General features: G+C 64.4%; 8 protein-coding genes. 3 read left to right on the forward strand and 5 right to left on the reverse strand.

The genetic code is table 11. From position 1 onward, the window contains the following. Positions 1-10: 10 nt before the first annotated feature. The 5 genes from NMQ09_RS18855 to NMQ09_RS18875 all read right to left on the reverse strand — a co-directional run bounded on the left by NMQ09_RS18855 (position 11) and on the right by NMQ09_RS18875 (position 4,246). Positions 11-502, reverse strand: coding sequence for an ester cyclase (locus NMQ09_RS18855; RefSeq protein ID WP_255192114.1), 492 nt, complete (start codon positions 500-502; stop codon positions 11-13). Positions 503-848: 346 nt separating this feature from the next. Further along, on the reverse strand, positions 849-1,556 hold the full coding sequence (locus tag NMQ09_RS18860; RefSeq protein WP_255192115.1) for a hypothetical protein: 708 nt from the start codon (positions 1,554-1,556) through the stop codon (positions 849-851). A 7-nt stretch (positions 1,557-1,563) separates the two neighbouring features. Further along, positions 1,564-2,331: a methyltransferase domain-containing protein gene (locus tag NMQ09_RS18865; RefSeq protein WP_255192116.1), complete on the reverse strand. Its 768-nt coding sequence runs from the start codon at positions 2,329-2,331 to the stop codon at positions 1,564-1,566. A gap of 270 nt (positions 2,332-2,601) precedes the next feature. After that, entirely contained in the window at positions 2,602-3,243 is a 642-nt protein-coding gene (locus NMQ09_RS18870; protein WP_255192117.1) for a type 1 glutamine amidotransferase, read from the reverse strand. Positions 3,244-3,301: 58 nt separating this feature from the next. Continuing rightward, a complete protein-coding gene (locus tag NMQ09_RS18875; RefSeq protein WP_255192118.1) occupies positions 3,302-4,246 on the reverse strand; it encodes a hypothetical protein in 945 nt (314 codons plus the stop codon). Positions 4,247-4,392: 146 nt separating this feature from the next. Between NMQ09_RS18875 and uvrB the strand changes: the two genes are divergently transcribed. From uvrB to NMQ09_RS18890, 3 genes are all read left to right on the forward strand, one after another. Continuing rightward, positions 4,393-6,450, forward strand: a complete 2,058-nt coding sequence (uvrB, locus tag NMQ09_RS18880) for an excinuclease ABC subunit UvrB (protein WP_255192119.1) — start codon at positions 4,393-4,395, stop codon at positions 6,448-6,450. An 840-nt stretch (positions 6,451-7,290) separates the two neighbouring features. Continuing rightward, entirely contained in the window at positions 7,291-11,034 is a 3,744-nt protein-coding gene (locus NMQ09_RS18885) for a PKD domain-containing protein (protein WP_255192120.1), read from the forward strand. Further along, a complete protein-coding gene (locus NMQ09_RS18890) occupies positions 10,917-13,556 on the forward strand; it encodes a hypothetical protein (RefSeq protein WP_255192121.1) in 2,640 nt (879 codons plus the stop codon). The genes NMQ09_RS18885 and NMQ09_RS18890 overlap by 118 nt, the downstream gene beginning before the upstream one ends. Position 13,557: the final 1 nt, after the last annotated feature.

Raw genomic sequence — 13,557 nt, forward strand, 5'->3', positions numbered from 1 at the left:
CGACGTCCGTTCACTCGACGGGTCGGTGGTCAACGGGCGATTCGGTCTCGCCGAGCTGTCGTCGGAGGTGGTGCGTATCGAGGAGTTCCCATCGTTCGACGATGGCTCCGTTCTCGATGCGGTCGATCACGACGCGCTGGACGTCGATGCGAGCACCCGTCGGTTCGATGCCCGCGAACGGCCCCTCGTGGGTTCCGGTCATCGTCAGGCGACCGACGACCTGCGGGCCGTCGACGACGAGGTCGTCGACCTCGAGGGTGAGGTCTGAGAATGCGGTTCGGTCCCGCCGAACGGACGCCTTCACCGCCTCGGGTCCGCGGATCGGAACCGGATCCCCGGCGACGTGCATCACGACGTCGTGGCTGACGAGGTCGTCGACCACCTCGAGGCGTCCCTCGTTCACGACGTCGTCGACGAATCGGTAGAACAGCGCTTCGTTCTCGGTTCGACGGAGACGCAAGTACGGGTGCTCGTCCCCGCCCTGGGAGTGAGGTTCGGTCATGGTGTTCCGGCCAGCTACTGGCCACCGTCTATACAGTGAACTGATGGATGTAGGCACCTGGTGACGATCGTGCAACGGCCGGCGCTGTTGCAGCGCCTGCCGCTACTGCAGCCCCTGCATCGAACGCACTCGTCGAACGCATCGTCCACACTGCGTTCCGTTCGAGCGGACGGTCAGGTTGCTACAGCCGGGACCCGCGCCGACGGACGCTACGGGACCCGCGCCCGCGGACGCTACGGGACCCGCGCCCGCGGACGCTACGGGACCCGTGCTCCATCGCGGTCTCGGCGAACGTCGAGGCGTAGAACGCCTCGAGCCCGACCGAGAGGCCGATCTCCCCGCCCCATCAGTCGAAGATCGCACTCCACCAGACGTCCGGTCCGGGCCCCGTCGGCGTCTGCAGGATCTCGGGCATCATCGCGGGGTCGAACGCGCCGTGTGGCGCCACGGCCAGGTGGACCTCCGCCTCCATCGGCCGCTCGAGCACCAGTCCCATCGGCTCACCGTCTTCCTCGTAGACGCCGGTCTCCCGCGAGACGATACCGTTCAGCGTGAGGTCGGGGCCGTCGAAGACGTGGCCCGCGACGGCGAAGACGCCGCCGCCGGCCGGCTCGCCGAGATCCTCGCTGTCACAGCCGTCGACGCACTCGTCGGGGTAATCGAAGACGAACGCCCACAGCGAGAACGCCTCGAGGTCGCCCACCTCGTCGGTCCACCACTCGCCCTCGCGCTCGGGCGGCTCGCTCGGGTAGGTGTATGAACCGGGCTCCGGCGTCGGCATCGAGAGCGAAATCAGGAGATCGTGTTCGGTGCGGTGGATCGTCGCCCCGTTCTCGGCCACGACGGGGCCGTCCGGCCCCTGGCCGACGACGTCGGCCGTCTCCGTGACGACCGCGGGTTCGGGGTCGGGTTCACGGTCGTCCGCCGGCTCGTCGTCGTACTCGTCCCCATCACCGGCTGCCGAGCCGACGACACCCAGCGTCCCTACGCCGGCCGCTCCCGCTCGCAACACGGTCCGTCGCGAGACGTCGTTCGGAGTCGACTCCTCGTTCATCGGACGCTCACCGCTTGCGTGCGCCGAGTTCGATGCTCTTTACGCCGTACTTCTGGCAGGCGCCCTGTGCCTGCTCTGAGGTAAATTCGTAGTCGTTCTCCCGGACCTCCTCGACCTCGAGGCCGACTGACTCGATCATCGACGTGTACTCGTCGACCTGTTCGGCCCCGCCGATGCAGGCCGCCCAGAGGTCCGCGTCGTTCTTGATGCTTCCTGGCATACGCGCCTCGCTGACGATGTCCGACATCGCCAGTCGTCCGCCCGGTTTGAGGACGCGCATCGTCTCCTCGAAGACGCGACCTTTCTCGGGGGAGAGGTTGATTACGCCGTTCGAGATGACGACGTCGAACGAGCCGTCCGAAACGGGCAGCTCCTCGATGTACCCATGCTCGAAGGAGACGTTCTCGAATCCCCGCTCGTCGCGGAGCCGACGGCCGTTCTCGAGTTGCTCGTCGGTCATGTCGAGGCCCGTCACGCTCCCCGTGTCGCCGACGTGGAGCGCGGCGACGAAGGCATCCATCCCCGAGCCGCTGCCGAGGTCGAGGACGGCCTCGCCCGGTTGCAGGCCGGCGAGGTCGAAGTGGTAGCCGACGCCGGCGAACGAGTCGACCGCCGCCTGTGGGACCCGGTCGAGATCCTCGGGGTCGTAGCCGAGGCGTTCGGCCAGCTCACGGCCCGTCTCGAAGTGGAACTCCTCGTCGGGCGACTCGGCGACGTCCCGGTAGACCTCCTTGACCTCTCGCTCGAGTTTCTCGACGTCGAGTGACTCACTCATCGTCGGTCACCGCCGGGCGTCTCCGGGTGGATTCGTCCGATACACTGTACGATTCGCTCCTCGCTCGTGGGTTCGTCAGTAGTGGTCATGGTGTCTCTCCCGCGTGTGAGAGACGCGCGCCAGTGTCATGTATGCAGCTTGTGATATCCGTGCAGGTGGTGACGGATGGTCACCTGGTGACCAACGGTACCGGTTAGCGTACAGGCTTTCGAGCGCCGTTACGGATCTCGCTTGAGCGATGTCGAACCCACTACCGATCGAGCGGGCTGTTCAATCGTCGGTCGACGCAGCGACGATTCGTTCGAAGTTCTCGAAGACCCGAGGGGCGTTCACGTCGTCGTAGGTGTGGCCGGTCTCGGTCCAGCCGAAGTCTTCGGCGACCCGATCACGGACGTCCGGCGTGAACTCGGGATGGAACTGAATCGTCCACAGCGGGGCCTCCCGGTGACGGGTCCCGAACGCGTGGTAGTAGTCCGTCGAGGCGATCACCTCGAGGTCGTCGCCGGGCTCGGTGACGACGTCGCCGTGGGCCACCGGGACGACGGGTGAGACGCCCTCGAACAGCGGGTCGTCGGCGAACTCGACCTCGACGAGCTGACTGCGGAGCCCGACGTGCTCGACCGTCCCGCCGAGGGCCGTACTGACGACCTGGTGGCCGAAGCAGACGCCGAGGGTCGGCACCTCACGCTCGATGAGTTCGCGGACGAACGCCTCTTGCACCTCGATCCACGGCCGGTCGTCGGCCTCGTAGACGCCCGCCGTCGAGCCACTGAGCACGACGCCGTCGACGGCCTCGAGGTCGGGACGTTCGTCCCGAACGTAGTCGACCTCGGGTCCAGAAAAGTAGCTCGCGAGTGCGTCGCAATGGTATGCACAGTCGAGGTTGACCTCGTTTCTGACGACGGCGATCATCGTCGATACGTTCTCGCCGGACGATAAAATCGTTGTCGGCGCCGGCTCGAGACGGCGATCAGCGAGTCCAGTAAGTCATCGGCGGGTCCGGCCGGGCCACGAAGCAGAAGCTCGTGAACTCGTAGTGCTCGATGATCGCTTTGGCGGTCTCGGCGTCGTCCTTCTCGTCGAAGATGAGGAGTGCCCTGCGCCCCGAATTGACCCGCCAGCGGCCGCCGCTGATCTCCTCGATGGCCAGGTCCGTTGGGTCGACGCCGATGCAGTCCTCACCGCCGGCTGGAGCACTCGACGCGGACGGTGCGTCCCCGTCGGTGAGCCAGTAGGTCATCGGCGGGTCCGGTCGGGCCACGAAGCAGAAGCTCGTGAACTCGTAGTGCTCGAGGATCGCTTTGGCGGTCTCGGCGTCGTCCTTCTCGTCGAAGACGAGTAGTCCACTGCGCCCCGAATTGACCCGCCAGCGGCCGCCGCTGATCTCCTCGATGGCCAGGTCCGTTGGGTCAATGCCGATGCAGTCCTCGCTGAACGGTGGTTCTGGATCGTCTTCTTCGTCCCCGTTTTCGTCCGTCTCATCGTCCGGATCGTCTTCTTCGTCCTCGTTTTCGTCCGTCTCACCGTCCGGATCGTCTTCTTCCTCCCCGCTTTCGTCCGTCTCGTCGTCCGGATCGTCTCCCTCGTCGTCAGGGTCGTCCATCTTGCCTTCAGCTGTCTCGCCCTCGTCGTCGAGATCGTCGTCCTCGCCTTCGGGCCCCTCCGGGTCGGCTGCACCGTTACCTTCGCCCCTCACCTCCTCGGTGGCGTCGCCTTCGGGATCGTCGTCCGAGCCGAAACCGACCTCGAAACCGTCGTCGTCGAGCTCGAAGGTACACCCGGCGAGCGCCGTGGCACCCGTCGTCGCGACGATGCCGAGGAGCTGCCGACGGTCGACGGAGCCGGTGTTCGGGCTCCCTCGTCCGTCTCTCTTTTCTCCATCTCCTGTCCGTTCGAACTGGTTCTCAGTGGGCACCGTGATCGAAGAATCTATCAGAGCGGACTAATGAACGTTTTCTGTACGCCGATACTGTTGGAAATTCTTTAATAAGGGCGAGGCCGACGTCACAGAAAAAGAGACACCGAGGCCATCAAGTGCCTCCACTGCATACGGACTCCACCGTGAGCGACACTCGAGGCCCCCTGCAGCCGGACCGTCCAGACGCCGCCACGCCGTTCGAGGTCGACGCGCCCTTCGAGCCCGCGGGCGACCAGCCCGAAGCGATCGAGCAGCTCGCGGCGGGGTTCGAGTCGGGCATGGAAGCACAGACGCTGCTCGGCGTGACGGGTTCGGGCAAGACCAACACCGTCTCGTGGCTGATCGAGGAGGTCCAGCAACCGACGCTCGTCATCGCCCACAACAAGACGCTGGCTGCGCAACTGTACGAGGAGTTCCGGAACCTCTTTCCGGAAAACGCCGTCGAGTACTTCGTCTCTTATTACGACTACTACCAGCCCGAGGCCTACGTCGAGCAGACGGACACCTACATCGACAAGGACGCCTCGATCAACGACGAGATCGATCGGCTGCGCCACTCCGCGACCCGCTCGCTGCTGACCCGCGACGACGTCATCGTCGTCGCCTCCGTCTCCGCCATCTACGGCCTCGGTGACCCGCGCAACTACGAGGGGATGGCGATGCGACTCGAGGTCGGCGAAGAGGTCGGCCGTGAAGAACTGCTGAAACGGCTCGTGAACCTCAATTACGAGCGCAACGACGTCGACTTCTCTCAGGGGACGTTCCGGGTACGCGGCGACACCATCGAAATCTTCCCGATGTATGGCCGCTACGCCGTCCGCGTCGAGTTCTGGGGCGACGAAATCGATCGGATGCTCAAGGTCGACCCCCTCGAGGGTGAGGTGAAAAGCACCGAACCCGCCGTGCTCGTCCACCCGGCAGAACACTACTCGCTTCCGGAAGAGCGACTCGAGCGCGCGGCCGCGGAGATCCGGTCGGATCTCGACTCCCGGATCAGCTACTTCGAGCGCAAAGGCGATCTGATCGCCGCTCAACGTATCGAAGAACGAACGACGTTCGACCTCGAGATGATCGAGGAGACGGGCTACTGTTCGGGCATCGAGAACTACTCGGTCTACCTCGACGACCGCGAACCCGGCGACACGCCCTACACCCTGCTCGATTACTTCCCCGAGGACTTTCTCACCGTCGTCGACGAGTCCCACGTCACCCTCCCCCAGATCCGCGGCCAGCACGCGGGCGATAAGTCCCGCAAGGACTCGCTGGTCGAGAACGGCTTCCGGCTCCCGACGGCGTACGACAACCGGCCGCTCACCTTCGAAGAGTTCGAGGAGAAGACCGACCGGACGCTGTACGTGAGCGCGACGCCGGCAGCGTACGAGCGCGAGGAGAGCGAGCAGATCGTCGAGCAGATCGTTCGCCCGACCCACCTCGTCGACCCCGCTGTCGATGTCGCGCCCGCGACGGGACAGATCGAGGACTTACTCGAGCGCATCGACGAGCGGATCGACCGCGACGAGCGCACCCTCGTCACGACGCTCACCAAGCGGATGGCCGAGGACCTCACGGAGTACCTCGAGGAAGCCGGCGTCGACGTCGCGTATATGCACGACGAGACGGATACCTTAGAACGCCACGAGATCATCCGCTCGCTTCGGTTAGGAGAGATCGACGTGCTCGTGGGGATCAACCTGCTCCGGGAGGGACTGGACATCCCCGAGGTCTCGCTCGTAGCGATCCTCGACGCCGACCAGGAGGGGTTCCTCCGCTCGGAGACCACTCTGGTCCAGACGATGGGTCGCGCGGCGCGAAACGTCAACGGCGAGGTGATCCTCTACGCCGACGACCCCTCGAACGCCATGGAGTCGGCGATCGAGGAGACCCAGCGTCGTCGGCGTATCCAGCAGGAGTTCAACGCAGAACACGGCTACGAACCCACCACGATCCAGAAGGAGGTCGGCGAGACGAACCTCCCGGGGAGCAAGACCGACACCTCGAGCGTCTCCGGCCGGGACCTCGAAGACGAGAGCGAGGCCGCCCGCTACGTCGCCGAACTCGAGACGCGGATGCGGGAGGCGGCGAACAACCTCGAGTTCGAACTCGCGGCGGACATCCGCGACCGGATCCGCGAGGTGCGCGAGGAGTTCGACCTCGAGGGTGAGGAGGACGAGGGCGTCGCCCCGCCGACCGAGGAATTCTGAGGGTGGCGATCGAAGCCGGTGGCGGGTTCATTCTCTGGCGCAGCCCGGCACCGCGTTGCTGGTAGCCGACGCAGCGCACGCTCGAGAGTTCGTCGTCGTTCCTGCTATAGTAGCCACTGAAAGTCATTGCACACCTGCTCGCGATCAAGCGGCCAGAACTGGCAGCGTAAGCCAGTTCTGGCCGCCTCACTGCGAGCAGTGTGTAACCCGTTTCAGTTGTTACTATACCTGACCACCCCCTTCGACCCAGGATCGACGGTCGTCGTCGAATCGCCGAGATGGTGAGCGGTCGACGATTCCCGCCGGCCGACGACAGCGCCACCCGAACACGGTCGTCGGCCTCGTTCGTGGAGAAACCGACCACCGAGTCTGTAGCTCGAGGTTACTTTCAGGTAACCTTGCCGGTGACGTTGCGGTAAGTTTTGGTTATTAGTAATCTCCTTTCCCATCCACAGTATCTGCAGAACCGTCCTGGAATTGACGCACGTTCAGAGGGAAGATGAACGCACATCACATCAACGCACGCGGCTATTCACGGCAGTCCAACCCACCACCGAGAAATCGAGAGCCATCGGGCGAAACGAACACGAACGCACGAACCGTCGAACAGTCGGGACGACCAGGTCACGCCGCTCGCTCGAGCGGGTGGAAACGTACGCCATGGGTGGGTTCGACGGGCCTGAAAAACGCGGCCCGTGATCGGTCGGACGGCTTCCCGATGAGTTCCGACTCGAACTTATGTACTATTATACAGCAAAAATATATTTGTCCTTGCCCGAATCGTGACCTCGTTCGCACTGTTTCTTTCGGAGAGAAACGGGGCGATCTCGAGGTCACAGGATGACTGCAGGGCCACAGAACGAGGATGCGCCCCATCGGACGAGCGGATGGTACGGTCACGGTCGGGCCACGCGAACCGCGATCGCGGCAGTCGCCCTGATCGTGTGCGTAGCGCTCGCGGTCGGCTTCGTCGGCGGCGTGTCGACCCAGACGGACGACTTCAGGTGGGCGCCGACGGAGCCGACAGTCGGCGAGCCGGTGACCTTCGACGTGAGCGGCTACGACGCCGACGGCGACCAGTACAGGTGGTGGTTCGGCGACGGCGAAACCGCCGAGACCGACGGCCCGTCCGTCCAGCACACCTACGAGGAGGCCGGCACGTACACCGTTTCGTTCGCAACGGATGGCGCGCGCGACTACACCGAGATCGTCGTCTCGGAGCCGCAGTCACCGACCGCCGCGTTCGACTGGGAACCCGATCAGCCGACCGCCGGCCAGACGGTAACCTTCGACGCGAGCGACTCGACGTCGCCCAACGGCGAGATCGAACGCTACCGGTGGCTCTTCGAAGGCGGTGGATACGGCGACTGGCAGACGGAGTCGACGACCACCTACACGTTCGAAACGGCCGGGATGCACGTCGTCGGACTCGAGGTCGAAGACGAGGCTGATCAGCGAGATTCGTACGCGACGGAAGCGTTCCAGATCGAAGAGCCACAGTCGCCAACTGCGGCGTTCGAGTGGACGCCACCACAACCGATCGCCGGCCAGGCGGTAACCTTCGACGCGAGCGACTCGACGTCGCCCAACGGCGAGATCGAACGCTACCGGTGGCTCTTCGAAGGCGGTGGATACGGCGACTGGCAGACGGAGTCGACGACCACCCACACGTTCGAAACGGCCGGAATGCACGTCGTCGGACTCGAGGTCGAAGACGAGGCTGGCCAGCGAGATTCGTACGCGACGGAAGCGTTCCAGGTCGGGGAGCCACAGTCGCCGACCGCCGTGGTCGACTGGGAACCCGATCAGCCGATCGTCGGCGAGACGGTGAGCTTCGACGCGAGCGACTCGACGTCGCCGAACGGCGAGATCGTCGAGTACCGATGGGACGTAACCGGAGACGGTTCGCTCGACGACGTGACGACCGAGCCGACGATCAGCCACACCTACGACGAGGAGGGCGGCGTTGTGATCGGGCTCGAGGTCGAAGACGAGGTCGGTCAGACGGCAGACACCGGTGCCGAGTTCTCCGTGGCGCCTGCGGAAACCCCACCTCCAGAGCCCGACGAACCGATCGCCCGCTGTACGATCGAACCGACGACCGTCGGCGTCGGCGAGACAGTCGTCGTCGACGCGAGCGCCTCGGCGGACGCGGACGCGATCAGCGTCGACTTCCAGGGCGACGGGCAGTGGGACGTGAGGTGGGCCGACGCGTTCGTCCACGAGACGAGTTTCGACGAGCCCGGGACGTACGAGCCGGTCGTGCGCGCGTGGGGCGAACTGGAACGCCACGACGACGTCACGTGTCCCACCGTGACGGTCGAGGACGAGCCGGCTGACGACTTTCCTGGAACTGGGGAAGATACTGACGAGCCGTCGGACGACCGCCCGGGAACTGAGGAAGGTGACGACGCTGAGGACTCTCCGGTGGACGACGCTGAGGACTCTCCGGTGGACGACGCTGAGGACCCACCGGCGGACGACGCTGAGGACCCGCCGTCAGACGACGAAGCGGAGTCGATCGTCCCACCACCGATCCGGGACAATCTGGGCCTCGTCGCGATTGGCTTACTGACGCTTCTCGGACTCGGATGGGCCGCGATCAGCGGCCCGCTCGGTGGCGGCGGCTCGAGCGGTTCGGGCGGCCGGCCGACGCCGATGCCGAAATCGCCAGGTGGCGGCGACGAACCGGCACGGTACGAAACCGGCGTGGTCACGCTCCCGACGGCCGGCGGCCCCGTCTCCGTCACCGACGTCGGATTCGAACCGGACCTGCTCGTGTTCACGGCGACGACCGCGGATGCGACCGACGGCGACGTCGCGTCCGATCGAACGGTCGGCTGGACCCAGGGGATCGCGGTGCAAGGGGAAGATACCCTCGAACAGCACGCCGTCACCGTCGCCGACGACGCCCGGAGCACCGAGCGAGGGACCTGCGGAACGAGTACCGGTGACGCGTTCGAACTCGCCGTTCACGGCGACCGTTCGCTGGGGACGCTCCAGGGTTCGGTTACGGCGATGACCGACGACGGATTCGACCTCACGGTGCGGACGACTGGATCCGACGCCGCGATCGACGGGCAGGTCCGGCTCCTCTACCAGGCGTTCGCCACGGGGACAGCACTCGACGTCGACGCCGGCACGTTCCTGACGCCGACGGAACCCGGGCGCCAGCACGTCCCGCTGGACATCGACGCCAGCGTCGTGACGCTCGCGACGTCGACCGCCGTCGGGGGGCTCGGGGAGACCTGGACCACCGATCGGTCGATCGGCGTCTCGATGGGGGCGGCGGCGAGTCCCGGCGCGGCCGCCGACGGTGGTCCGACGGACGCTCGTGCGGCCGAGACGGATGGTGGCCTCCTCGAGCAGGCCGTCTGGAGCGCGAGCGTCTGGCCCGGCCGATCGAACGACGCCGCCGCCCGGTGTGGGACCGACGGCGCGCTCGCCCTGTGTTACCAGGACGGCGACCGGATCGCCGGCCGGACGACCGCGACGGTTACCGGACTGGGCGAGCGCCTCGAGCTCCAGTTCGATCGGACCTACAGCGGCCCCCACAAGATCGACCCGACCGGTGCCCACCCGGTGCAGTACCTCGCAATCGACGCGGGTGAGCTGACGCCCGCCGTCGGCGCGGTCCGGCTGCCGGCACCCGACGAGACGCTGGCGGTCGACTGCGGGTTCGAACCCGGCCTGATCGAGGTGACGACGAGCCGGTCGGCGGCGCTCGACCACGCCCGTCACACCGGCGACGTCCCCTTTGGCTGGGCGACGGGAACCGCGATCGTCCGCGACGGCGTCCTGGCCCAGTACGCGCTCTCCGGGGCCGGGAGCGTTCCCGATCCCGATATCGACCTCGACTCGTTCGACGTCGCCGAACCCGCCGATGCCGGCGGTGCGTCGACGGCCGGCGAGGTCGGCCCGGTCGTGGCGACGCCGGGCGTGGCGTCCGGAGCGGTCGACGTCGATCCGGACGCGATCGCAGATCGCCTGCCGGAGGGATTCGAGCCGACCGCTGCGGGACCGGGAACCGATGACGACGAGGACTCGGCGGAGGCGATCGGCGACGTCCTCGAGGACCCCTCCGACGTGGAGCTGACCGACGGCGGAACCGACGAGGCGATCGAACCTGCCGTCGGCGACGGGCTCGAGTTATCGGACGACGCCAGGGATCGGCTCGAACCCGACACCGGCCCGGGACTCGATCCGTCGATCGACCCTGGTCCAGACCTCGGCGACCGGACCGCCGACGACGGGACCGACGAATTCGATTCGGCGGCGCCGACGCCGCCGGGTGATGGCCACGTCGCTTCGACGCTCGCGGTCGACGACGACGGCGAGATCGTCGGTCGGGACACGGTTCGCGTCGCGTCCGTCGACTCGAGCGGATTCGCACTCGCCGTTGAGGGTCTGCGCGTCACTGATCACGATCGCTCGGCCGAGGCACGGCCGTACGTCTGGTACCGGGCGTGGCCGACAACGGGGGCGGGAACACGAGAATTCGATTCAGCTATGAGCAAAGTATCAAACGAGACCGAGGAGAACCGACCGGAACACCGCGATGCCACCGAAGGGGGTGTGCGATGACTGGTACGCTTCCCAAGGCCTACGAGTGTGTTATCGACCGAAACGGGGACTATCGGGGGCACTTGATGGGCTGGAGACAGCGGCAAGCCTCCGAGCCACACAAGATCGCTCTCTGGACGGTACTTCGGGACGTTGTTTACACGAGCGCTCGAGAGGACTGGGGGCTCACTCATGGACCGGACGATTATCGAACTGAGATGCCCAGTTTTCCTGATCTCATGGAAGAGCTAGGTGAACCCTCTGGGACATCCGATATTACCGTAGATGAACTCACGGAGTATCTCATGCTCGAAACGGAGTACGAGGGGCCAAGCGATTTCATCGAGTTCGGCACCTCGCTGAGCGAGGATCGATTACCGCTGATGAACTCCGCCAGTGAACTCGTCGATTCGCTCTCGGGGCCGACGACGTACAAAGACGACGAGGTGAACTTTCCCGAGACGTTCGCCGAAGATTCGAACTATACGAGGCGACTCCGGGTTCTGAACCAGGTGCTCGCCGGAATCGGATTCAGCAGTCCCGGCGAAGGCTTCGTGGCCGAGCAGCTCGCGAGAGCGTACAGGGGCCACGACCCGGTTTTCGACCCATTCGAGATGCTGAGTCCACAGCCATACGAACTCGTCGATCCGCCATACAATTTCACACCCGTCACCGAGGCGATGGAGGACCCGACACGCGGCGTCGCGTCGGTATCGGCCGTCTCGCGGGAGACTCTTGGGCATATTTGCTTTTTCTTCAATCAGATGATGTCCGGTCTCGTTCTACTGATGGAATACGACGAAATGGAGTCCGTCTATGTATTTCAGGGTCAGGGGCAAGTGTTCAACGACACGGAGATCGCCAACATCGTCAACAACTTTCTATCGCGCTTTTTCGCGCTGTTTTTCGGCCCCGAGCAGGAGTTAGAAGATGTAGACGGCCTGGGAACGTTCGTCGACTTCGACCTCGCTGCGTATTTCGAAGACGACGGCCTTCGAAAGCAGGACCTCGATGCGGCCTCGGAGGATCTTCGGGGACTGTTGCGAACCGTCCAACGGATCCGGACCGTGATCACGACGTCGATTCCCGAGGAAATCGAGGTAGACGACGATGGGAACCCGCTCGGAAACGCCCACAAGGCTGGCTCGGATGTTGCGTCGTTTGTCGATAAGATCACCACCGGTGGCGGGTTCCACTCACACAGGATAACGAGCGCGATCGTCTACGCGTTCTCGCTCACGGCGCTTCTCGGGAGCGTGATCGAAACCAACGACAGATTCGAGATCGAACTGCAACAAGAGTGGGACGTCGATGATTGGGTCGACCTCTGTGATAACATTCAGTCAGTCATCGACTACAGTGCGGTCGATGAGATGAAGGAGCTGATCCAGGAAGGTGCAATCGATTCCTCGGCGGAGTCGAAACCGCTATTCGTGGACACCGACACCGATTCTGGTCCCAAATCTTTGAGCGGAGCACAGAAGATTCAAGTCGCGTCGAAATTGGCCGAACCCGTATTTGCGGTCTTCGACCTCGTGCAAGCCTACTCCGGGATGCAATCTGCGAGTGACACCGGGGAATCCAGTGTCTTCCTCGGTCACGCGCTCGCCGGTGCGGGGGCGATTTCGGCGATTGCGATCTCGATGTACTCTATCGGCGCGGCGATGGCCTCGTCGGCACCGTTCCTCGTCGCCCTCGCGAGTTCGAACCCGGTTGGCTGGGTGGCCACGGCCGGTTTGATCGCCGTGGGACTCGTCTCCTGGGCACTGATTACGTTCACGGGAGACCATCCGATTGAGATCTGGCTGCGAAACACTATCTTTGGCGATAATTACGAAGAGGACCGGGTCTACAACGACCCCGAAGAGCCGACGTTTCGCGTCAACGATGCCACGCCGGCCGGAAAGAAACGTGACGAGGAGTATGCGGGGACGAACAAACCTCGGATGATCTCAGAGTACGTTTCGTTGACCAATCCACTGGGGTTTACGGAAAACGAAGCGACCATCACGCAGATAGACGACCCGAAAGGATCGTTCAAAGGGACGCTGAAGACCACCATTCCGCTTCCACACGGCCGATGGATGATGCTGTATCCCGTCATTGAGCTGCCGTCGAAGAATTACTTCGTTGGATACCCGTTAGAACAGGCGGACATCTCGGAAAACTGGATCCACATGATCATCCTCAGAAATCCCGAACACGACATCTCGGAAAACGTTCCCTCCGGCGACCCGAGCGTCAAGTTGAACTGCCGCTCGCTGACCTACGATATCGATCAGGGTGACGACTGGGGGTGTACCCTGGAGTTCTACGCCAATACGATCGACATGACGTTCGGTATCCCGGAAGCGTATTTCGGTCCGAATCGCGACCACTACCTCGAATTGCTCGTCCTCGATCGACAGGTCGAACTCGAGGTTTCCAGACTGATAGAGCAAGAGGGCTACGATGAGGCCAACGAGGTTCTCGAGGAGTTCCTCCTGACGAAGTTTCCGTACATTCGTCGTGAGCGCGTCCCCGTGACGTTAAACGTTGAGTGAG

This window comes from Natronobeatus ordinarius (genome assembly GCF_024362485.1).
GTDB lineage: Archaea > Halobacteriota > Halobacteria > Halobacteriales > Natrialbaceae > Natronobeatus > Natronobeatus ordinarius.